The 20828-nt window shown below is 73.6% G+C and carries 19 protein-coding genes; 13 read left to right on the top strand and 6 right to left on the bottom strand.

Going from position 1 to position 20828, the window contains the following annotated elements:
- Position 1 precedes the first annotated feature (1 nt).
- Genes ACWEVN_RS26890 through ACWEVN_RS26875 form a run of 4 tightly spaced genes read right to left on the bottom strand, consistent with a single transcriptional unit; the run spans position 2 to position 3670 of the window.
- Positions 2-742 carry a tryptophan 2,3-dioxygenase family protein gene (locus tag ACWEVN_RS26890; protein ID WP_452053140.1) on the bottom strand — a complete coding sequence of 247 codons (741 nt, stop codon included), beginning with the start codon at positions 740-742 and terminating at the stop codon, positions 2-4.
- Entirely contained in the window at positions 742-1671 is a 930-nt protein-coding gene (locus ACWEVN_RS26885) for a diiron oxygenase (protein ID WP_449683657.1), read from the bottom strand. Before ACWEVN_RS26885 ends, ACWEVN_RS26890 begins: the two co-directional genes overlap by 1 nt.
- Positions 1668-2876, bottom strand: coding sequence for an aminotransferase class I/II-fold pyridoxal phosphate-dependent enzyme (locus ACWEVN_RS26880; protein WP_452053139.1), 1209 nt, complete (start codon positions 2874-2876; stop codon positions 1668-1670). The genes ACWEVN_RS26885 and ACWEVN_RS26880 overlap by 4 nt, the downstream gene beginning before the upstream one ends.
- Positions 2876-3670, bottom strand: a complete 795-nt coding sequence (locus ACWEVN_RS26875) for an SDR family NAD(P)-dependent oxidoreductase (RefSeq protein ID WP_452053138.1) — start codon at positions 3668-3670, stop codon at positions 2876-2878. Before ACWEVN_RS26875 ends, ACWEVN_RS26880 begins: the two co-directional genes overlap by 1 nt.
- A gap of 164 nt (positions 3671-3834) precedes the next feature.
- Here ACWEVN_RS26875 and ACWEVN_RS26870 point away from each other — a divergent pair, with 164 nt between their 5' ends.
- Both ACWEVN_RS26870 and ACWEVN_RS26865 read left to right on the top strand, forming a co-directional pair.
- The gene (locus ACWEVN_RS26870) at positions 3835-4521 is read left to right on the top strand and encodes an EthD domain-containing protein (RefSeq protein ID WP_452053137.1); all 687 of its coding nucleotides are present in this window, start codon (positions 3835-3837) and stop codon (positions 4519-4521) included.
- Between the two features lie 66 nt (positions 4522-4587).
- Positions 4588-5778, top strand: coding sequence for an amidohydrolase family protein (locus tag ACWEVN_RS26865; RefSeq protein ID WP_452053136.1), 1191 nt, complete (start codon positions 4588-4590; stop codon positions 5776-5778).
- Between the two features lie 60 nt (positions 5779-5838).
- Here the strand turns inward: ACWEVN_RS26865 and ACWEVN_RS26860 are convergent, their stop codons facing one another.
- A complete protein-coding gene (locus ACWEVN_RS26860) occupies positions 5839-7302 on the bottom strand; it encodes an MFS transporter (RefSeq protein WP_449683652.1) in 1464 nt (487 codons plus the stop codon).
- Positions 7303-7482: 180 nt separating this feature from the next.
- On the opposite strand from ACWEVN_RS26860, the gene ACWEVN_RS26855 reads away from it, so the two are divergent.
- On the top strand, positions 7483-8217 hold the full coding sequence (locus tag ACWEVN_RS26855) for a helix-turn-helix domain-containing protein (RefSeq protein ID WP_449683651.1): 735 nt from the start codon (positions 7483-7485) through the stop codon (positions 8215-8217).
- 50 nt (positions 8218-8267) lie between these two features.
- Here ACWEVN_RS26855 and ACWEVN_RS26850 read toward each other — a convergent pair whose 3' ends face one another.
- Positions 8268-9914 carry an FAD-dependent oxidoreductase gene (locus ACWEVN_RS26850; RefSeq protein WP_452053135.1) on the bottom strand — a complete coding sequence of 549 codons (1647 nt, stop codon included), beginning with the start codon at positions 9912-9914 and terminating at the stop codon, positions 8268-8270.
- A gap of 208 nt (positions 9915-10122) precedes the next feature.
- Here ACWEVN_RS26850 and ACWEVN_RS26845 point away from each other — a divergent pair, with 208 nt between their 5' ends.
- From ACWEVN_RS26845 to ACWEVN_RS26800, 10 genes are all read left to right on the top strand, one after another.
- Positions 10123-10947, top strand: a complete 825-nt coding sequence (locus ACWEVN_RS26845) for a type 1 glutamine amidotransferase domain-containing protein (protein ID WP_449683649.1) — start codon at positions 10123-10125, stop codon at positions 10945-10947.
- Between the two features lie 25 nt (positions 10948-10972).
- The gene (locus tag ACWEVN_RS26840; RefSeq protein ID WP_452053134.1) at positions 10973-12589 is read left to right on the top strand and encodes a thiamine pyrophosphate-binding protein; all 1617 of its coding nucleotides are present in this window, start codon (positions 10973-10975) and stop codon (positions 12587-12589) included.
- Positions 12589-13221 carry a DJ-1/PfpI family protein gene (locus tag ACWEVN_RS26835; protein ID WP_449683647.1) on the top strand — a complete coding sequence of 211 codons (633 nt, stop codon included), beginning with the start codon at positions 12589-12591 and terminating at the stop codon, positions 13219-13221. Before ACWEVN_RS26840 ends, ACWEVN_RS26835 begins: the two co-directional genes overlap by 1 nt.
- A 44-nt stretch (positions 13222-13265) precedes the next feature.
- Positions 13266-15074, top strand: coding sequence for an AGE family epimerase/isomerase (locus ACWEVN_RS26830; protein WP_452053133.1), 1809 nt, complete (start codon positions 13266-13268; stop codon positions 15072-15074).
- A gap of 27 nt (positions 15075-15101) precedes the next feature.
- Positions 15102-15437, top strand: coding sequence for an STAS domain-containing protein (locus tag ACWEVN_RS26825; protein WP_449683645.1), 336 nt, complete (start codon positions 15102-15104; stop codon positions 15435-15437).
- Positions 15438-15461: 24 nt separating this feature from the next.
- Positions 15462-17597, top strand: coding sequence for a glycogen debranching protein GlgX (gene glgX, locus ACWEVN_RS26820; RefSeq protein ID WP_449683644.1), 2136 nt, complete (start codon positions 15462-15464; stop codon positions 17595-17597).
- A gap of 7 nt (positions 17598-17604) precedes the next feature.
- The gene (locus ACWEVN_RS26815; RefSeq protein ID WP_449683643.1) at positions 17605-17937 is read left to right on the top strand and encodes an STAS domain-containing protein; all 333 of its coding nucleotides are present in this window, start codon (positions 17605-17607) and stop codon (positions 17935-17937) included.
- Positions 17937-18419 carry an ATP-binding protein gene (locus tag ACWEVN_RS26810; protein ID WP_449683642.1) on the top strand — a complete coding sequence of 161 codons (483 nt, stop codon included), beginning with the start codon at positions 17937-17939 and terminating at the stop codon, positions 18417-18419. Before ACWEVN_RS26815 ends, ACWEVN_RS26810 begins: the two co-directional genes overlap by 1 nt.
- Positions 18388-19620, top strand: a complete 1233-nt coding sequence (locus tag ACWEVN_RS26805) for a PP2C family protein-serine/threonine phosphatase (protein ID WP_449683641.1) — start codon at positions 18388-18390, stop codon at positions 19618-19620. The genes ACWEVN_RS26810 and ACWEVN_RS26805 overlap by 32 nt, the downstream gene beginning before the upstream one ends.
- On the top strand, positions 19617-20828 hold a 1212-nt coding region (locus ACWEVN_RS26800), incomplete at its 3' end, for an FAD-dependent monooxygenase (protein ID WP_452053132.1). The genes ACWEVN_RS26805 and ACWEVN_RS26800, both read left to right, overlap by 4 nt.

Genomic DNA, 20828 nt, shown 5'->3' with positions numbered 1-20828 from the left:
CTCAGAGCCGCGCGCGCAGCTCCCACAGCTCCGGGTAGAACCGCACATCCCGGCGCGCGGCCAGATGCGCGGCCCCCGCCGTCCCGCCCGTACCCCGCCGGCGCCCGATCTGCCGCTGCACGGTCAGCAAATGCCGGCCCTGCCACGCGGCCCACGCCTGGTCGTGCGCGACGAGCGCTTCGGCCAGGTCCCACAGCGCGTCCCGGTCCACCGCGATCCGGGCGTACGCGTCGAACCGCTCCTCCTCCGTCGCCACCGGGAAGCCCGCCTTCTCCAGCACCGCCAGGTACCCGTCCCAGAGCGTCGGCTCGGTCGCCCGCCGGTGCAGCCGGGCGCGCTCCGCCGCCGAATACCACGGGCGGTCGAACACGCCCTCGTCGCGGGCGCCCGACAGCAGGGCGATCTCGCGGAACTGGGCCGACTGCCCGCCGTTCCCGGTGCCCAGTGCGCCGCGGAAGAGCTGGAAGTCCTGCGGGGCCATCGTGTCGAGGACGTCGAACTGGCCCAGCAGCATCCGCTGCACCGCCACCGCCCGCTCCAGCCGGCGGCGCGGGACGTGCCCGTCGCCGGTCAGCATCAGGTCGCGGGCGTCTTCGAGTTCGAACAGCAGTTGCTTGAACCACAGCTCGAACGCCTGGTGCACCACGACGAACAGCAGCTCGTCCCGCGCCTGCGGGCCCGCCTGCGGCCGCTGGAGCGCGAGCAGGGCCGGCAACCGCAGGTAATCCCCGTAACCCGGCATCAGAACTCCTCCCCGGTGAGCAGGCCGTGCGCCGCGAAGGCGTCCACCGCGCCGGGCACCTCGAACACGCCCGCGGACGCGCACATCCGCAGCGAAGCGCGGCAGATCGTGCGGAACCGCTCGGCGTCGCCGCGGTAGCAGTCGTCGGCGACGGCCGCCGCGGTGGCCGCGTCCAGCCCGGCCAGGCGCAGCGACGACCGCACCGGGGCGACGTCCCAGACCAGGCAGCTCTTCATCAGCTCCGGCAGCGCGAACGCGACCGCCGACCGGGTGCCGGCGTCCAGGCCGTGCCACAGCTCGTGGAAGAACGCCGTGAAGAACCGGTGGTGGCGGCCTTCGTCCTTCGCGTGGTCGCGGACCAGGTCGCGGACCGTGGTGACCACCCCGGTGTCGGCCGGGACCTCGTTGAGGATGCTGGTGACGAGCGTTTCGAACACCACGGTCTGCAGCAGCGGCGCGAGTTCCGGGTATTCGCGCAGGCGGCCCGCCGCCACCTCGCCGAGCTGCGCGACGAACCCGCCGTAGTCCCAGCGCGGGATCGCGATCCCGGTCGCCGCCGCCACCTGGTCGGCCAGGTCGAGGCTGAACAGCGAGTGGTACCCCTCGTCGCAGTACACCTTGAACGCGTCCAGCCGGGTCGAGGTGGCCAGCGGGATGCCGCAGCGGTCGTCGGCGATCAGCTCGGCGCCGCGGTTGACCACCCGGGTCTCCAGGTGGGTCGTGGACAGCAAGAACTGGTAGAGGTGCCGCACGGCCAGTTCCCGCCGCCGCGGCGCCGGGAGTGCCGCCACGGCCTCGTGCGCCAGGTGGGGCACCAGCCGCTCGGGGAAGAACACCTTGCCGGCGTCGGCGTCGTCGTGCAGCATCCGCCGGACGCCGGTGCGCACCCCGGCGGCCTCGTACCACGCGTCGAGCGGGCCACGGCTCATCGCGGCACCGCGCCCAGCCGCCGGACGGCTTCCCGCACCAGGCCCGCGTCGGTGGCGAAGCACAGGCGGAACCAGCCCGGCTCCGGCGAGCCGAACGCCGACCCGGGCAGGACGTTCACCCGCGCCGACTCCAGGATCCGCTGCCACAGCTCGTGCTCGCCGGTGGTGCCCGGTTCCGCCAGCCACGCGCGCAGGTCCAGCCACACCGAGAAGCCCGCGCCCGCCGGCACGTGCGGGACGCCCGCGTCCGCCAGCGCGGCCGTGACCCCCGTGTAGGCCGCCGCCAGCCGGGCGCGGGAGCCGTCGAGGTAGCCGCGCACCCAGTCCTCGTCGGCCAGCAGCCCGGCCAGCAGCGCCTGGGTGTCGCTGGACACCGGCGCGAAGTAGGCGAGGGCCCGGGCCGCGGCCAGCACCTCGGGGTCGCGGCTGCACAGCGCGCCGACCTTCAGCCCGGGCAGCCCGAAATCCTTGGCGAAGCCCCAGACGACGTGCACGCGCGGGCCGCCGTCGAGCACGCTGGTGAACGGCTCCGGCCCGAACACCGAGCCGGCGTAGATCTCGTCGGCGACGACGTCGAGGTCGAGCCGGGCGGCGACGGCCAGCAGCTCGCGCAGCACCCCGGGTGGGTGCACCCGGCCGGTCGGGTTGTCCGGGGAGGTCAGCACCAGCGCCCGCACGGTCTCGCCGCGGCGGCGCGCGGCCAGCACGGTCTCCGCCACGACGGCCGGATCGAGCCGGAAGCCGTCCTCGGCACGCATCGGGGCCGGCAGCAGCCGGGCGCCGGACCGGACGGTGAGCAGGACGTCCAGCGCGCCGTAATAGGGCGCGGGCACGACGACGGCGTCCCCGGGGTCGCACAGGACGCTCGCGGCGATGTCGAGGGCGGCGCTGGCCCCGCTGACGACCACCAGTTCGTCGGCGTCCACCGCGGTGCGCAGCAGCCGGGAGAGCTGCGCGGCGGTCGCTTCGCGCAGCGTGCGCGTGCCGTGCAGCGGGCCGTACCGGACGTCGGCCGGGGTCAGCCGCCGCGGCGCGGTGACGCGCTCTTCCAGCAGGTCCCAGACCAGCCGGTTCTCCGCGGTGCCCAGGTTGAGGAAGCCGCCGGGGTTGCGCACCGGGTCGTACGGGTCCGCTTCGGCGCGCAGGTGGGCCGCGGCGATCGCCGGCACGCGCCCGGCCAGCGCGGCGGCGCGCTTCGCCACCATCAGCAGCCCGCTTCCGGGCCGGTGACCAGGCCGGGGTGCACGCCGAGGCCGCGCGAGGCGTCCAGCACCGCGCCGTGCAGCAGCGCCGCCGGTTCTTCGCACAGCCACCAGGTCAGCTCGGCGAGTTCGGCCGGGTCGAGCAGCCGGCCGCCGGGCAGCCGGCTCGTCAGCTCGGCCAGCTGCGTCTCGGTCAGCGCGTCGAGCAGGCTCGCGCGCAGCATCGGCGTGTGCGTCGCGCCGGGGCAGATCGCGAACACGTGCACCGGGTCGTGCACGAGCTGCGCGGCGAGGTGCCGGGTCAGGTAGGCCAGCGCCGCCTTGCTCATCCCGTCGGCGATGTCGAACGCGGGGAAGGTGGCGATCCCGCCGCCGACGCTGCAGACGTTGACGATCTTGCCGTAGCCGCGGTCGAGCATGGCCGGCAGCAGGGCCCGGATCATCCACAGTGGACCGACACTGTTCACCCGCAGGAACACCTCGTCACGCCGCTCGACCGGGCCGTCGACGGTGGTCTCGACCGTCTTGGTGCCGACCGCGGCGTTGTTGACCAGGACGTCCACCGGGCCGTGCACCCGCTCCAGCAACCGCCGGTGACTCTCGGCGTCGCCCTGGTCCAGCTCGAACGCCTCCGCTTTGCCGCCGAGACCGGCCACCTCGGCGACCAGCCGCGCGGCGGCGTCCGGGTGGGACCGGTAGGTGAACCAGACCCGGTCGCCGCCGAGCGCGAACCTGCGCACCATCGCCTCGCCCAGGCCGCTCGAGCCGCCGGTGACGAGCACTCCACGTCCAGCCATGCCCCGGATTCTCACGGCGGGACCGCCACGGCCGCACCGATCCGGGGGCTACTTCGTGCGGTCGCGGGCCGACTTGGGGGAGTGCGTGCGGCGCCCTTGCCGCCCGCGCGCGCCGCGCGGTGCCATGGATTCCGGTCACACGCGCACCGACAAGGGAGCACCGCATGATCCACCAACTGATCTTCGCCCACCCCAAGCCGGGGATGAGCGAGCAGGAGTTCCAGCGCTACTGGGTCGAAGAGCACGCGGTCCGGTACGCCGCCAAGATCCCGCAGATCCGCAAGTACCTGATCGACACCCGGATCCCGTTCGGACCCGAGCCGGAAGATCCGATGTGGAGCGGGGTCGCGGAGATCTGGCTGGCCGACGACGAGGAGCAGCTGGCTTCGCTGCAGACCGACGAGTTCCTCAACGGCGCCCGGCTGGACGAACCGCGCTGGGCCGCCTTCTGGCGGTCGGTGGTCCTCGACACCGACGCCCGCGAAGTCGTCCCGGGACCGGCCGACGCGGGCGGTGTCAAGCTGATCCAGCTGGTCAAGCGCCGCGAAGGACTGCCGCTGGCCGAGTTCCGCGAACGGCTGCGCGGCAAGTACGCCGACCTCGCCGCCGAGGTCCCCGGGCTGCGCCGGTACCTGCAGGGCACCACCCGCGACGGCTACTACGGCGTCGGCGAGGCGCTGCTGGACGCGGCGCAGCAGCTGTGGTTCGACGACACCGACGCGCTCGCCGCGGCGCTGGAGTCCCCCGCCTACCAGCGGGCGCACGAGGAGATGCTGTCCATTGTGGAGCCCCGGTACGTCCACGAGATGGTCGTACGCGAGAACTGGATCATCGGTCCCGAGCCGCGCTGAACCCCGGATCCCCCGAGGCCGCCGTCCCGCCGGACGGCGGCCTCGCCGTGCCACGAGGAGGTTCCCGTGCCCGCGTTGCTGTTCCGCGACATCCGGGTGTTCGACGGCCACGAGCCGAGGCCGCGGACGAACGTGCTCGTCGACGGTGGCCGGATCGCCGCGCTCGGCACCGGGGTGACGGCGCCCGGCGCGGACGTCGTCCCGGGCGCGGGCCGGACGTTGCTGCCCGGCCTGATCGACGCGCACGTGCACATCACGCGGTCCGGGCTGCACCACGGGTTCGCCTTCGGCGTCACGACGCAGCTCGACATGTTCGCCGACCCCGCGTTGCTGCGGGTGGTGCGCGCCGAGGCCGCGCGGGGCGGAGCCGTCTCGGACGTCCGGTCGGCGGGCATCGGCGCGACCGCGCCCGGCGGGCACCCGGCCCAGCTGGTCCACCACGGGCTGTTCGGGCCGTTCCCGACGCTGGCCGCGCCGTCGGACGCACCGTCGTTCGTCGCGGCGCGGGTGGCCGAGGGCGCGGACTACCTGAAGGTGTTCGCGTCGTCGGTGCCGGGGGAGCCGCACCGGCCGGCACTGACCGCGGCCGCGGTGGCCGCACTGATCGCGGCGGCGCACGAGCGCGGCCTGCTCGCGGTGGCGCACGCGACGGACGTGCGGTCCGCGCTGACGGCCGTCCGCGCGGGGGTCGACGGCCTCGCGCACCTGCCGTTCGACCGCCCGCCCGGCCCGGAGTTCGTCGCGGAACTGGCGGCGCGGGACGTCTTCGTGGTGCCGACCCTGACCGTGCTGGAATCCTTCTGCGGCCGCCCGGGCGCGGCGGACCCCTCGGCGGCACGGGTACTGGACGCGGGGGCTTTGGCGACCTTGACGGCGACGATGGCCCCGGAGCCCGCCGACGGCTACGCGGCCGAGCACGCGGCCCGGGTCGTGGCGCCACTGGCGCGGGCCGGGGTGTGCGTGCTCGCGGGGACCGACGCCGGCGCGCCCGGCACCGCGCACGGGCTGAGCTTGCACCGGGAGCTCGAGCTGCTCGTCGCGGCCGGACTCACTCCGAGGGCGGCGCTGGAGGCGGCGACGGCGGCGCCGGCGCGGCGGTTCGGGCTCGCGGATCGCGGGGAAGTGGTGGTGGGGAAGCGGGCGGATCTGGTCGTGGTGGCGGGCGATCCGCTGGCGGACATCCGCGCGTCGCGGCGGCTGGTCGCCGTGTGCCGGGAGGGCGTCCTGCACGAAACAGAAGCCTCTTTCCCGGCATGAAAGGGAGGCGCCCGCCAGTCCCTGGGGAAGACCGGCGAGCGCCTGCTCGGGGTGGGTGGTTCAGTCGTTGACGCCGGCGGCGATCGGGGCCGTCGCGGCCGCGGACTGGCGGCCGCGCAGGAAGATCGTGGCCACGGCCGCGCCGAACAGGGCGATCAGCGCCGCCGTCAGCAGGCCGGCGTGCAGGCCGCTCGTGGTGGCCGCCACCGTGTCGCCGGTGCTCTCCAGGCTCGCCGTGCGGGCGGTCACCACCGCGGCCAGCACCGGCAGCCACACCGCGCTGCCCAGCTGCTGCGCGGTCTGCGCCAGGCCGCCCGCCAGGCCCTGCTTGTCGTCCGGCAGCCCCGACGTCACCGTGATGTTGAACGCGATGACCGCCGTGACGTGCCCGAAGCCGAGGCCGATGTTGGTCAGCACCAGCAGCGTGAAGTTGCCGCTCTGGGGCAGCAGCACCATCAGGCCGGTCGACACCGCCTGCAGCAGCAGCCCGCAGACGAGCGCGCGCGGCACGCCGAGCGCGCCGATCGTCCGGTTGCCGATCAGCCCGCCGATCACCGCTGAGCCGCCGAGGGGGATCAGCGACAGGCCGGTGCGCATCGGGCTGTAGCCCAGCACGTCCTGCATGTAGAGCGTCTCCAGGACGGTCGCGCCACCGCACATGCCGAAGGTGATGAACCCGGCCAGCCCGCCCCACTTCACCGACCGCCGCCGCAGGACGTCCAGGGGCGCCAGTGGTGCCGGGTGTTTCGCTTCGGCGTAGAGGAACAGGCCCAGGAACACCACCCCGGCGGCGAGCGTGCCGATCGTCGCCGGGCTGTCCCAGCCGGCACTGTCGCCGGTCGAGATGCCGTAGACGAGCGCCAGGATGCCGGCGGTGGCGAGCACCGCACCGGGCACGTCGAGCCGGGCGGCGTTCGCGTCCTTGCTCTCCTCCAGCAGCGCGATCGCGGCGACGAACACGATCCCGCCGATGATCGCCAGCAGCAGCATGGTCCAGCGCCAGCTGAGCGCACCGGTGATGATGCCGCCGCTGATCACGCCGACGATGAAGCCGAGCATCAGCACCGCGCCGTTGACGCTGAGCGCCTTCTGCCGTTCCGGCCCCTCGCGGAACGACGTCGTCAGCAGCGACATCGCCGACGGCCCGACCATCGCCGCGCCGATGCCCTGGCCGGCGCGGGCCAGGATGAGCAGCCACGGCGTCTCGGCCAGCCCGCCGGCGAGCGAGAACACGGTGAACAGCGCGACGCCGATGAGGAACAGCTTGCGCCGGCCGAACAGGTCGGACGCCCGCCCGAACAGCAGCAGGAACCCGGCGATGAACAGGATGAAGGCCGTCATCACCCACTGCAGGTCCGCGGTGGAGGTGAAGCCGAGGTCGTGCCCGATGGCGGGCAGGGCCACGCTGACGATCGAAAAGTCGAGCGCGACCATGAACTGCGATGCGCAGAGCATGATGAGGAGGAGCCAGCGCCGGGCGCCGAAGCGCGTGGGCGGGTCCGGCCGGGATGCGTCAGTAGCCATGGGACCAGCCTGGGGCACGCGTCGCGCGCGTGGAGAGCCTGAACCAGTCGTGGTATTGGCAGTACCAGCATGAGCCGGTTCTGGTTGACCCCGCCGGCCGGGGCGCATGCTGGCCCGAGGCCGTGCCGTCGCGCGTGTTCCCGGCCGTCCCCCCATCCTCCTGGCGAGAAGGAGCCAGCCATGCATTCACTCGACGTCGCCGCGGCGACCGAGGACCCGATCCGCCGGATCCCGTCCGGCTTCATGCTCGGCACGAAGACCCTCGCCCGCGGCGCGGAGCTGGGGTTCGTCGAGTCGGACTTCTACTTCGCCGGCCGCGGCGGGGTGCTGGGCGACGTCGACTCCGACGTCGTCGCGGCGGGCTTCACGTTCGTCAACGCCGAGTCCCTGCGGGTGGTGTGGGAACGCAGCCGCGACGTGCTGCCGCGCCGGGAGGCGTCGGTCGAGTTCGCGGTCTGCGCGGCCGGCTGGGCCCAGGAGCACATCCCGGACGAGTTCGACGCGGCCCGCCTGGCCGAGCTCCTGGACCCGGTCGTCGCCGCGGCGGGCCCCGAACTGGCCCCGGTGTTCGCCGGCTGGCGGGCCCTGGACGTACCGGCCGAGCCGAAGGCGCACGCACTGCACCAGCTCAACGTCCTGCGCGAGCTGCGCGGGGCGCGCCACATGGTCGCGGTCCTGGCGGGCGACCTGGCCCCGCAGGACGCACTGCGCTACCACTCGCCCTCGGTGATCTGGGACCTGTTCGGCTGGCCGGGCCGGCTGGAGGCCTCCCGCGTCCGCCAGGTCGGCAAGCGCTGGCAGAGCGCGATCGACGTGACGAACCAGCTCCTGGCCCCGGTGTTCGACGTGCTGCCGGAGGCGGAGCGGGGTGAGCTGGTGACGTTGCTGCAGTACCTGCTGACGGTGACGTCCTGACCGATCGCGTGGAGAGGCCACCCGGCGCAATCCGGGTGGCCTTTCCGTTGTCAGGATTCGGCGCGGTACCGGTGGATGAGCGACGCGGCCATCGCGCCTTCACCAACCCCGGACGCGATCCGCTTCACCGACCCGGCCCGCGCGTCCCCGGCCGCGAACACCCCCGGCATGTTCGTCTCCAGCAGGAACGGCCGCCGCGGGAGGTCCCAGGCGTCCGGGGTGGCCTCCGGGAGGTCCGGGCCCGTCAGCAGGAAACCGTGACCGTCGCGGGCGACCGCGTCCGCCAGCCACTCCGTGCGGGGGCGGGCGCCGATGAACGTGAACAGGTACTCCGCGTCCTCCGTGGACACCCGGCCGGTGCGGCGGTCGCACAGGGTCAGGCGGCGCAGGCGGTCGTCGCCGTCGACCGCGACCACCGTGGTGTCCACGCGGACGTCGATGGCCGGGTGGCTGCGGATCTCGTCGATCAGGTAGCGCGACATCGACGCCTCCAGCGAAGGCCCGCGCACCAGCAGCGTCACCCGCGACGCGTGCTCGGCGAAGTGCAGGGCCGCCTGGCCCGCCGAGTTCGCCCCGCCGACGATCCACGCGTGCCCCTGCGCGCACGTCGTCGTCTCCGATGTCGTTGCCCCGTAATAGATCCCGGCACCCTCGAACCGCTCGGCGCCCACCGCCTCCAGCCGCTGGTACGCCAGGCCCGTCGCCAGGAGCACCGCGCCCGCCGTGACCTCGCGCCCGTCCGACAGGCACAGCACCCGGGCCCGCCCGGCCGCGCGCAACGCGACCGCCGAAACCGGCGCCAGGATGTCGGTGCCGAACCGGCGGGCCTGCGCCACCGCCCGGCGGGTCAGCTCCGCGCCCGACACCCCGGCCGGGAAACCCAGGTAGTTCTCGATCCGGCTCGACGTGCCGGCCTGCCCGCCCGGCACGTAGGCGTCCACCAGCAGGGTGCTCAGCCCCTCGGACGAACCGTAGACGGCCGCCGCCAGCCCGGTCGGGCCGCCGCCGACGATCACCGTGTCGTAGTGCGGCCGGTCCACGGCCGGGGCGAGCCCGAGCACCTCGGCCAGCTCCCGGTGCGTGGGCTGGGACAGCCGGGTCCCGTCGGGCAGGTGCACCCGCGGCCACGCCGCCCCCTCGGCGTCGGCGCCGCTCGCGGTCGTGACGTCGACGAAGCGGAACGGCTGCTGGTGGCGGGTCAGGAAGTCGCGCAGGCGGTGCGTGGCCGGCGCGAACGGGTGGCCGACGACGCGGATGCCGCCGTAGGGCGGGCAGTAGGCCGCCTCCCACGACGCGAGCAGGTCGTCGAGCACCGGGTAGAGCCGCTCCTCCGGCGGCTCCCACGGCTTGACGAGGTAGTGGTCGAGGCGCACCTCGTTGATCGCGGTGATCGCGACGGACGTGTCCGCGTACGCGGTCAGCAGCACCTTCTTCGCCGCCGGGAAGCGGCTTCGCGCCTGTCCGAGGAACTCGGTGCCGGTCATCTCCGGCATCCGCTGGTCCACCAGCAGCAACGCCGCTTCGGTGCCGCGCTCGCGCAACGTGTCGAGGATCCCCAGCGCCGCCCGGGGCGTGCCGGTGGCCAGGACGCGGTACCGGTCGCGGTAGCGGCCGAGGTCCCGCCTCAGCGCGCTGAGGACGGTCGGGTCGTCGTCGACGACCAGCAGGGCGGGCGCGGACTGCTTGGCGGTCACCATGATCGCAGTGTCCGCACCGCACGCGCGCGCGCCGATCCCGACGTCACGAAGTCCGCCGAGGTACCCCCGAATCGACGTCCGGTGCCCGGCCCGACTTGTCGAAGTGACGGCGCCGTAAGGCTTTTCCCTGGCTCCGCGGCGGATCCGGTTGCTTCACTGGCTTCAGCCCGGATCCCGGGAATTCACCAGCACCAGCACGGGAGTGCCGATGTCCAAGAAAATCCTGTACGTGCTCTCCGAGTACGGCTACTGGGGTGAGGAGCTGCTCGGCCCGGTGACCGCCACCGACGCGGCCGGCTACGAGAGCGTCTTCGCCACCCCCAACGGGAAGCGGCCGCAGGCGCTGCCGCCGAGCCTCGACCCCGGGTACGTCGACCCGCCGCTCGGCCGCTCGGTCACCACGCCCGAGGTCGCCGTCGCCGCGCGCGAACTCGACGAGTCCGCCCGGCTGGACGACCCGCTGAGCCTGGCCGAGCTGATCCCCGAGCGGCCTTACAACAGCGAGCCCGGGTTCCTGCGGCTGATCGAGGCGTACTACCGCGATCTGTCCACTCTGGACACCGAGGTCGAGCGGTACGACGCGCTGGTCATCGTGGGCGGCAGCGGCCCGATTGTCGACCTGGCCAACAACGGGCGGCTGCACGAGCTGATCCTCGCCTTCGTCCGCGCGGACAAGCCGGTCGTCGGCGAGTGCTACGGCGTCGCGCCGCTGGCCTTCGCCCGCGACTGGGAGGACCGGACCAGCATCATCCGCGGCAAGCACGTCACCGGCCACTGCAAGGAGTACGACTACAAGGACGGCACCGGGTTCGTCGGCGTCGACTTCAACATGGGGCCGCCGCCGTACCCGCTCGAGTACATCCTGCGCGACGCCACCGCCCCGGACGGGCGCTACCACGGCAACGTGGGCAAGGAGACGTCGGTGATCGTCGACTACCCGTTCATCACCGCCCGGTCCACGCCGGACTCGTTCCTCGCCGGGCAGAAGCTGGTCGAGGTGCTGGAACAGGGTTTGCGCCGCTTCGGCTGGTGACCGCGGAAGAGTGAAGGAGCACACGATGACCGCACGCGCGGGCCGGGTGGCGATGCTCGAGCAGTTCGCCGCCGACGGCATGACCCGGATGTTCGGCAACCCGGGCACGGTGGAACAGGGCTTCCTCGACGAGCTCGAGAACTTCCCCGGCATCGGCTACGTGCTGGGCCTGCAGGAGGCGGCGGTCGTCGGGATCGCCGACGGGTACGCCCGGGCCGGCGGCCGGCCGGCGCTCGTCCAGCTGCACACGGGCGTCGGCCTCGGCAACGGGATCGGCATGCTCTACCAGGCCATGCGGGGGCACTCGCCGCTGGTCGTGATCGCGGGCGAGGCCGGCGTCCGCTACGACGCGCTCGACGCGCAGATGGCCGCCGACCTGGTCGCCATGGCGCGCCCGGTGACGAAGTACGCGACGCGGGTGCTGCACCCCGGCTCGCTGCTGCGGGTGCTGCGGCGGGCGGTGAAGATCGCGATGACCCCGCCGCGCGGCCCGGTGTTCGTCGCGCTGCCGATGGACGTGCTCGACGAGCTCACCACCGAGCCCGCGGTGCGCACGGTGGTGCCGACCCGCGCGGTGTTGCCGGTGCCGGGCGAGCTCGACCGGGCGGCCGCGGTGCTGGCCTCGGCGCGGCGGCCGATCGTGCTGCTCGGCGACGGCGTCTCGGTGTCCGGCGCACAGGCCGAGCTGACCCGGGTGGCCGAGCTGCTCAACGCGCCGGTGTGGGGGGTGAACGACTCCGAGGTCAACATGGACACCACGCACCCGCTCTACCGCGGGCAGCTCGGCCACATGTTCGGCACGCACAGCGCGGGCGTGGTCGGGGACGCCGACGCGGTGCTGATCGCGGGGACCTACGTCTTCCCCGAGGTGTTCCCGGAACTGCGCAGCCCGTTCGCGCCGGGCGCGAAGATCGTCCACGTCGACCTGAACGACTACGAGGTGGCGAAGAACTTCCCGGTGGACGTGCCGCTGGTCGCCGACCCGAAGCCGACCCTGGCGGCGCTCGGTGACCTGCTCGCCGACGAATTGCCCGACACGGGCTGGACCGACCTCGCCCGCGGCACCCGGACCGCCCCGGAGGTGGGTGAGGACAGCCCGCTGGCCGAGCGGTTCGCCGCCGCCCTGGCCGCGCAGGCCGGCCCGGACCTGGTCGTGTTCGACGAGGCGCTGACCGCGTCGCCGAGCCTGGTCAAGCACCTCCCGCCGCGCACCCCGGGGACCTACTTCCTGACCCGGGGCGGTTCCCTCGGCGTCGGCATCACCGGGGCGATCGGGGCGAAGCTGGCCCGGCCGGACGCCCAGGTCGTCGGGTTCACCGGCGACGGCGGCAGCATGTACACCCCGCAGGCGCTGTGGACGGCCGCGCGCTACGGCATCGCCGCCCGGTTCGTCGTCTGCAACAACGGCCGCTACCGGCTGCTGGACCACAACCTCGACCAGTACCGGGCCGAGCGGGGCATCGAGCCGCACGGCTACCCGGGCGGGTTCGCCCTCGGCGACCCGGAGATCGGCTTCGTCGAGCTGGCCGCGGCCATGGGCGTCGACGGCGTCCGGGTGGCCAAGGCGTCCGAAGTGGACGAAGCCGTCGAGCGGATGCTGGCCGCGTCCGGACCGTTCCTGATCGACCTGGTGACAGCGTGATGAAACAGCTGGTGCCGCGCGAAGGCGGCGTGCTGACCGGGCGGACGATCGCGATCCTGCTGGAGGCCGACTACGTCGAGCCGGAGGTGCACTACTACGAGCGCCGGTTCGCCGAGGAGGGCGCCACCGTCCGCTGGCTCACCCGGCTCTGGGGCCAGGACTCGCTGACGTTCACCGGGCACGAGTTCGGCCTGCCGGTGACCGTCGACGACGACCTCGAGCAGGTGGACGACGATACCCTCGCCGGCTTCGACGCGCTGATCGTGCCCTCGGGGATGGTCTCCGACCGCCTGCGCTACACCGAGGACCCGGCCCGCCTCGCCCCGGCGGTGGACCTGCTGCGGCGCGCGTTCGGCATGCCGGGGGTGCTCAAGGGCGTGATCTGCCACGGGATGTGGCTGGTGTCGCCGATCCCCGAGCACGTCCGGGGCCGCCGGGTGACCGCGCACGTGAACCTCCTCGGCGACGTCCGCAACATGGGCGCGGTCTACACCGACCAGGACGTCGTCGTCGACGGCGACCTGGTCACCGCCCGTAGCGCCGACCACTGCCACCTGTTCGCCCGAGCGCTCATCGACCTGGTCGCGGCGCGTGCGGCGCGGCGGCCGCGCCGGTGGCGCCGGGCGAGCTGACCGATGCTCTGTCCACTTCGGATCTCCGGCCGGGAGTGCCTGCCATGACCGACTTCCCCTTCTCCGACCTGGTGGCCGCGCGCGTCACCGGGTACGACCGCCACACCCGGGTGGCCGACCTGCGCACGCACGACGGGCGGCCGGTGCGCGCGGAGCTGACCTCCACCACGTCGGCCCGGTTCCTGCACAACCTCGGCGAGCCCGGCGCCGACGCCACCGGCGAGCTCGACGAACTCCTGGAGCCCGGCCGGCCGCTGTTCGCCTACGGCGTGTTCTACCCGGACCGCGGCGGGCACGTCTTCGAGGCCAAGGACCTCGTCTTCTGCGGCCGGGGCGGCACCGAATACGCGTTCGAGCAGCGCGGGTGGTGGGTGCGGCAGCTCGCCGAGCTGGCCCGGTTCTACCGCCGGGCGCAGTTCGGCACCGCCGCGCACGCCGACTTCGCCGACTACCGCACCGTCCTGCGCCTCGGCGGCGACAAGAGCGACCACCACGTGCAGGAGACCGACACGATCTCGCGGCTGGTCTACGGGATGGCGTCGGCGTTCCTGCTCACCGGCGAGGAGGACTACCTGCGGGTCGCCGAGAGCGGCACCGAATACCTGCGCGAGCACATGCGGTTCGTCGACCGCGACGAGGACGTCGTCTACTGGTACCACGGGATCGACGTGCGGGGCGGCTACCACGAGAAGCTCTTCACCTCCGAGTTCGGCGACGACTACCACGCCATCCCCGCCTACGAGCAGATCTACGCCCTCGCCGGCCCGGCCCAGACCTACCGGATCACCGGCGACCCGCGGATCGCCGACGACGCCGAAGCGACCCTGCGGCTGTTCCGGCGGTTCTTCCGCGACCCCGAGCACGGCGGCTACTTCTCGCACATCGACCCGCTGCGGCTGAGCCCGCACGAGGAGTCGCTCGGGCCCAACCGGGCGCGCAAGAACTGGAACTCGATCGGCGACCACGCGCCGGCGTACCTGGTCAACCTGTTCCTCGCCACCGGCGACGAGCGGCACGCGGACATGCTGGAGGAGACGTTCGACCTGATCGTCGAGCACTTCCCGGACGAAGGCAGCCCGTTCGTGCGCGAACGCTTCCACGCCGACTGGACGCCCGACACCGGGCACGGCTGGCAGCAGGACCGCGCGGTCGTCGGGCACAACCTCAAGATCGCCTGGAACCTGATGCGGATGAACGCGATCCGCCCGAAGGCGGCCTACCGCGAACTGGCCGCCCGGATCGGCAAGTCCCTGCCCGAGTACGGCGCCGACCTCCGCCGCGGCGGCTGGTACGACGTCGTCGAGCGGACGCCGGCGCCCGGGCACGGCCGGCACCGGTTCGTCTGGCACGACCGCAAGGCGTGGTGGCAGCAGGAGCAGGCGATCCTCGCCTACCTGGTGCTCGCCGGCAACGGCGGCGACCCCGCCTTCCTCGACCAGGCCCGGCAGGCGTCGGCGTTCTACAACGCCTTCTTCCTCGACCACGACGAGGGCGGCGTCTACTTCAACGTGCTCGCTTCCGGCATCCCGTACCTGCTCGGCACCGAGCGGCTGAAGGGCAGCCACTCGATGAGCATGTACCACGCCTCCGAGCTGTGCTACCTCGCCACCGTCTACCAGCGGCTCCTGATCGGCGGGGAACCCCTGTCGCTGTGGTTCCGCCCGCGCGCCGACGCCGGCCGCGTGCTGCGGGTGGCGCCGGACGCGCTGCCGCCGGGCCGGGTCCGGCTCGACTGGGTCGAGGTCGACGGCCGCCCGTACGCCGCCTACGACCCCGAGCGCCTGCTTGTGCGCCTGCCCGACAGCGACGGCGAACTGACCGTCTGCGCCCACCTCTCGCCGGTGGACCGCTGATCGCCCGATGGAGACCGGAGAAACACCATGGAAGTCGCGAAGCACATGCAGGGCGCGGTCACCGTGATCGCGCTGGACGGGGAACTGGACAGCAGCACCGCCCCGAGGGTGCACGAGCAGCTCGGCGACCTGGTGCCGCCGCGCGGGCTGGTGCTCATCGACCTCGGCCGGACGTCGTACATGTCCAGCGCGGGCCTGCGGGTCCTGCTGCTGGTCTACCGGCAGGCGCAGGCCAACGGCGCCCGGCTGGCGCTCGCGTGCGCGCCGCCGGACGTCCGCGAGGTGATGGCGGCGACCGGGTTCCTCGGGTTCTTCACCGTGACCGACACGCTCGCCGAGGGGCTCGCCGCGCTCGAGCCGTGACGGCGAACCGACGCAGGAGGTGTGATGAGCTGGACGTCGTTGCCGGCGCGGATCGACGCGTACCCGACCCACCGCATCGGCGGGTTCGAGGTCCGCGCCGGGCAGCCGCTGCCCTTCGGGGCGACACCGGTGCCCGGCGGGGTCAACTTCTCGGTGTACTCGAACAACGCCACCGCGATGACGCTGGTGCTCTTCCGCGCCGGCGAGGACGAACCGGTCGCGGAGCTGCGCTTCGACGACTCCTTCCGGATCGGCGGGGTGTACGCGATGACGGTGTTCGGCGTCGACCCCGAGGCGATCGCCTACGCCTACCGCGCGGACGGCCCGTTCGCGCCGGCCGAAGGCGACCGGTTCGACGGCCGGGCGCTGCTCGTCGACCCGTACGCGACGCTGCTGTCGGGGCGGGAGCGCTGGCGGTGCGGGCGGGACCGGCCGTGGCGCTCCCGCATCGCGCCCGCCGACTTCGACTGGGAAGGCGACCGGCCGCTGCGGATCCCGCCGGAGGACCTGGTCGTCTACGAGGCGCACGTGCGCGGGTTCACCGCGCACCCCAGCTCCGGCGTCCGCGCGCCGGGGACGTTCGCCGGGCTGGTGACGAAGATCCCGTACCTGGTCGAGCTCGGCGTGAACTGCGTCGAGCTGATGCCGGTGTTCGAGTTCGACGAACGGGACAACGTCCGCACCGATCCGCGCACCGGCGAGCCCCTGGCCAATTACTGGGGCTACAGCACGGTCGGCTTCTTCGCGCCCAAGGCGGGGTACGCCGCCACCGGGCGGCACGGCATGCAGGTCGACGAGTTCAAGCACACCGTCAAGGAACTGCACCGGGCCGGCATCGAGGTGATGCTCGACGTGGTGTTCAACCACACCGCCGAGGGTGACGAGCGGGGCCCGACGCTGTCGCTGCGCGGCCTGGACAACCGCACCTACTACATGCTCACGCCGGACGGGCACTACTTCAACTTCAGCGGCACCGGCAACACGCTCAACTGCAACCACCCGGTGGTGCGCGGGTTCGTGCTGGACTGCCTGCGGTACTGGGCGTCGGAATTCCACGTCGACGGCTTCCGCTTCGACCTCGCCGCGATCCTCGGCCGCGCTCCCGACGGCGTCCCGCTGGCCAACCCGCCGCTGCTGGAGGCGCTCGCGCACGACCCGGTGCTGCGGGACTGCAAGCTGGTCGCCGAGGTGTGGGACGCGGGCGGGCTGTTCCAGGTGGGCAGCTTCCCGGACTACTGCCGCTGGGCGGAGTGGAACGCCGGCTACCGCGACGCGCTGCGGCACTTCCTCAAGGGGGACGTCGGCAGCGTGGCCGAGCTGGCCACCCGGTTCGTCGGCTCGCCGGACCTCTACGCCCGCCGCGGCGCGGTGGCCTCGGTCAACTTCGTCACCGCGCACGACGGCTTCACGCTGCGGGACCTGGTGTCCTACAACGAAAAGCACAACGAAGCCAACGGCGAGGACGGCCGCGACGGCGAGAACCACAACATCTCGTGGAACTGCGGGCACGAGGGCCCGGTGGACGGCGGCCCGGTCGCCCGGCTGCGCGACCGGCAGGTGCGCAACGCGCTGCTGATCCTGCTCACCAGCCACGGCATCCCGATGCTGCTGGCCGGCGACGAGGCCGGGCGGACCCAGCACGGCAACAACAACGCCTACTGCCACGACGACGAGCTGTCCTGGTTCGACTGGACGCTGGTCGAGCGCAACGCCGGGCTGGTCGAGTTCACCCGGCACCTGATCGCCTTCCGCCGGGCGCACCCGTGCCTGCGGCGCCGCCGGCAGCCCACCGGCCGCGCCCAGGGCCTGTTCCCGGACGTCAGCTGGCACGGCGTGCGCGCGTGGACGCCGGACTGGTCGCCGCACAGCCGCGTGTTCGCCGCGATGCTGTGCGCCCGCGACGCGAGCGGCGCCGACGACTGCGTCTACGTGGCCGCCAACGCGCACTGGGAGCCGCACGAGCTGCAGCTGCCCGAGTTGCCGCCGGAACTGACCTGGCACCGGTTCGCCGACACCGGCGCCGGGCCGGGCGCGGACAGCCACGCGCCCGGCACCGAACCACCCCTGCCCCGGCAGGACTCGGTCCGGCTGGCCCCGCGGTCGTCCGCGGTGCTGCTCGCCCGGCCGGGCCCGGCCGCGGCGCGATCGCACGAGGAGTGAACCACCGATGAGTGTTCCCACGGACTTCCAGGCCAAGCTCGACGTCGACGACGGGACCGCCACGGTGTGGCTGTCCGGCGAACTCGACTCGCGCTCGGCGGCCGTGCTCGACGAACTGGTCACCCGGGCCGTCGACCAGCACGTCCGCCGGATCGTCCTGCTGGCCGGCGAGCTGACCTACCTGTCCTCGGCCGGGCTGCGGTGCCTGGTCTTCGCGCACCAGAAGCTCGGCCGCACCGGCGACATCGTGCTGGTCGGCGCCCGGCCGGAGGTGGCCGAGACGATCCGGCTGACCGGGTTCGACCGGGCCATCGTGATGCAGAGCCGGGCGGAGCCCTGATGGCCGGGCGCCGGCTGCGGGTCAACACCGGCGACGACGTCAACGGCGTGCTGGCCGGGCTCGTCGCCGAACTCGCCGCGCAGGGCGGCCTGTCGGCGCCGCAGGCCTACCGGCTGCGCCTGGCCGCGGACGAGATCACCACGAACATCGCCTGCCACGGCTACCGCGGCGCGCCGGGGGTGATCGACCTCGGCGGGTACGCGGCGCACGGGCGGGTGTGGCTGAGCATCGAGGACGACGCGCCGCCGTTCGACCCGCGCGGCCACCACCCCGACCCCCGCCTGTCGGCCGCGCCGCCGCTGCGCGCCGCGGGCGGCCTCGGCCTGCACCTGGCCCTGACCGTCGTCGACGAGTTCGGCTACGAGCACGTGCGCGGCCGCAACCGCAACATCCTGGTGCTGCACCGCGAACGCGGCGGGCACCGGGGCGTTCCGAACGACGGAGGAAACGATGAGCGGTACGACCGCGCTTCTCGTCGCTGACAGCGAAAACCCCGCCCCCGAGCTCGAGCGGGTGCTGCGCGCGGAGGACATCGGCCTGACGAAGGTCAGCGCGGCCGGGTTCGCCGACCGGCCCGGCCGGCTCGACGCCGACGTGCTGCTGGTGTCGGCCTCGCTCGGCCTGCAGCGGGTCGCGCTGATCGCGCAGCAGGTCGCGGTGACCGGCGCGTCGGCCACCCTGCTGGTGTTCCCCGAAGGGGAGGACTTCCAGGCGCTCGAAGCCTGCGCGCGCGGCGGGTTCGACTTCGTCGTCCCGCCCTACCTGCCGGGCCTGCTGCGGAGCCGGATGACCTCCTGCTGGGAACGCTGGCAGCTGACCATGACGGTGGAGGAGATGGCCGCCGCGGCGAGCGTGCGCGAGTACGAACGCGACCTGAGCATCGCCCGGGAGATCCAGTCCGGGTTCCTGCCGCAGGAGCTGCCGTCGGCGCCGGGCTGGGAGTTCGCGTCGCGGTTCCGCCCGGCACGCCAGGTGGCCGGCGACTTCTACGACGGCTTCGAACTGGTCAACGGCCGGCGGCTGGGGTTCGTCGTCGCCGACGTCTGCGACAAGGGGATCGGCGCGGCGCTGTTCATGGCGCTGATCCGGACGCTGCTGCGGCACACCGCCGAGCACACCGGCACCTGGAGCCCGGTGGACGCCGTGCCCGAAGTGGCGGGCGGCCCGGCCGGCGCGGTCCTGCCGCCCCTGCTGTCCCTCGGCGCCGGCCCGCTGATCCAGGCCGTGCTCGGGACCAACCGGTACATGGCGCGCAACCACCTGCGGCAGGGCTACTTCGCCACGGTGTTCTTCGGCGTGCTCGACCCGGCTTCCGGCGCGCTGCTGTACATCAACGGCGGTCACAACCCGCCGGTCCTGGTGCGCGCGAGCGGCGGGCACGAGCTGCTCACCCCGACCGGGCCCGCGGTCGGCATGATGCCCGGCAGCGCGTACACGCTCGGCCACACGAGCCTGCAGCGCGGCGATACGCTGTTCCTGTACACGGACGGCGTCGTCGAAGCCCGTGACCGGGCGGGCGCGCTCTTCGGCATGGACCGGATGACCGCCGTGGCCGCGCGGGCGGGGACGGCGGCCGAGAAACTGCTGCTGGAGATGGAGGACACGCTGTCGCGGTTCGTCTCCGGCGCCGAGCAGTCCGACGACATCACCATGCTCGCGCTGCACCGGCGCAGCCGCCCGTGACGCAGTTCCCCGGCGGGCGGGTGCGCGGCAGCCGGGTGGCCGTCGTCGGCGGCAGTGTCGCCGGGTGCGCCGCGGCGATCGCGCTCGCCCGCGCGGGCTGCGCGGTGACCGTGTTCGAGCGCAGCCGCGGCGTGCTGGCCGACCGGGGGTTCGGCGTCGGGCTGGCCAGGACCGCCTGGCAGGAGTTCGCCGACGCCGGCTACTTCGCCGCGGCCATGCCGGCCCTGCGGTGCCGGTCGCGCTGGTGGATCGTCCCGGACCCGGCGGGCGGCGACACCGGGCGCCGGGCCTGGCGGCAGCCCCTCGACCTGCTCCTGACCAACTGGGGCATCGTCTGGCGCGGTCTGCACGAGCGCGTCCCGGACAGCGTCGCCCGGCACACGGCGACGGTGACCGCCGTCCGCGAAACCGAAGACGGCGTCGAGGTGACCGCGGACGGCGTGCCCGGGCACTTCGACGTCGTCGTCGGCGCGGACGGCTACGCGTCCCTGGTCCGGCGCGCCACCGGCGGCGGTCATCCGGATTACGCGGGCTACGCGCTCTGGCGCGGCAACTACCCGGTGTCGCGCCTCGGGACGCCGCCCCCGGCCCTGGACGGGACCGGGGTGTCGGTGATGTTCCCCGGCGGCCACGCGGTGTTCTACCTGATCCCCGGCCTGCCGGGCGCGGAGACGAGGGTGAACTGGGCGGCCTACCTGCCCCTGCCGCACCCCGGCGGCCGGCGGTCGTGGCCCCCGGGCACGGTCGGGGACGGTCCGGCCGCCGCACTCGACCGCGTCGTCGAGGCCCACTTCCCCCCGGCGTGGGCTCGCATCGTCCGGGCCACCACCCGCGCCGAGCTGGCCCTGCAGCCGATCTACGACCTCGCCGTCACCCGCTACGCGACGGGCCGGGTGCTGCTGGCGGGCGACGCGGGAGCGCTGGCCCGCCCGCACGCGGGTGGCGGCGTGACGAAGGCGGTCCAGGACGCCCGGGCGCTAGAGGAAGCCTGCCGCCGGCACGGCGTCTGGGACGCCGCCCTGGCGGAGTACGACACGGCCCGCACCGCGAACGGCGCGAAACTGGTGGCCCTCGGCCGCCGTCTCGGCACGGCCCAGGTCGGCCGCACCCCGGACTGGACGGCGATGGACGAGGCTGCCTGCCGGCGGTGGTGGCGGTGGCACGGGGGGGAGGGGGGGGGCGGGGGGGGGCAACGGGGGGGGCCCCGC

The organism is Amycolatopsis sp. NPDC003861 (genome assembly GCF_053605405.1).
The sequence above is the reverse complement of the archived record's forward strand: the minus strand, read 5'-3'. Positions and strand labels throughout refer to the sequence as shown.

Excerpts from the sequence above, each read along its gene's own strand:
- ACWEVN_RS26830 (WP_452053133.1), top strand. The coding sequence starts at position 13,266 with ATGACCGACTTCCCCTTCTCCGACCTGGTGGCCGCGCGCGTCACCGGG.
- ACWEVN_RS26850 (WP_452053135.1), bottom strand. The coding sequence starts at position 9,914 with ATGGTGACCGCCAAGCAGTCCGCGCCCGCCCTGCTGGTCGTCGACGAC.
- ACWEVN_RS26825 (WP_449683645.1), top strand. The coding sequence starts at position 15,102 with ATGGAAGTCGCGAAGCACATGCAGGGCGCGGTCACCGTGATCGCGCTG.
- ACWEVN_RS26810 (WP_449683642.1), top strand. The coding sequence starts at position 17,937 with ATGGCCGGGCGCCGGCTGCGGGTCAACACCGGCGACGACGTCAACGGC.
- ACWEVN_RS26870 (WP_452053137.1), top strand. The coding sequence starts at position 3,835 with ATGATCCACCAACTGATCTTCGCCCACCCCAAGCCGGGGATGAGCGAG.
- glgX (WP_449683644.1), top strand. The coding sequence starts at position 15,462 with ATGAGCTGGACGTCGTTGCCGGCGCGGATCGACGCGTACCCGACCCAC.
- ACWEVN_RS26855 (WP_449683651.1), top strand. The coding sequence starts at position 7,483 with ATGCATTCACTCGACGTCGCCGCGGCGACCGAGGACCCGATCCGCCGG.
- ACWEVN_RS26880 (WP_452053139.1), bottom strand. The coding sequence starts at position 2,876 with ATGGTGGCGAAGCGCGCCGCCGCGCTGGCCGGGCGCGTGCCGGCGATC.
- ACWEVN_RS26860 (WP_449683652.1), bottom strand. The coding sequence starts at position 7,302 with ATGGCTACTGACGCATCCCGGCCGGACCCGCCCACGCGCTTCGGCGCC.
- ACWEVN_RS26845 (WP_449683649.1), top strand. The coding sequence starts at position 10,123 with ATGTCCAAGAAAATCCTGTACGTGCTCTCCGAGTACGGCTACTGGGGT.
- ACWEVN_RS26805 (WP_449683641.1), top strand. The coding sequence starts at position 18,388 with ATGAGCGGTACGACCGCGCTTCTCGTCGCTGACAGCGAAAACCCCGCC.
- ACWEVN_RS26835 (WP_449683647.1), top strand. The coding sequence starts at position 12,589 with ATGAAACAGCTGGTGCCGCGCGAAGGCGGCGTGCTGACCGGGCGGACG.
- ACWEVN_RS26875 (WP_452053138.1), bottom strand. The coding sequence starts at position 3,670 with ATGGCTGGACGTGGAGTGCTCGTCACCGGCGGCTCGAGCGGCCTGGGC.
- ACWEVN_RS26890 (WP_452053140.1), bottom strand. The coding sequence starts at position 742 with ATGCCGGGTTACGGGGATTACCTGCGGTTGCCGGCCCTGCTCGCGCTC.
- ACWEVN_RS26840 (WP_452053134.1), top strand. The coding sequence starts at position 10,973 with ATGACCGCACGCGCGGGCCGGGTGGCGATGCTCGAGCAGTTCGCCGCC.
- ACWEVN_RS26815 (WP_449683643.1), top strand. The coding sequence starts at position 17,605 with ATGAGTGTTCCCACGGACTTCCAGGCCAAGCTCGACGTCGACGACGGG.
- ACWEVN_RS26885 (WP_449683657.1), bottom strand. The coding sequence starts at position 1,671 with ATGAGCCGTGGCCCGCTCGACGCGTGGTACGAGGCCGCCGGGGTGCGC.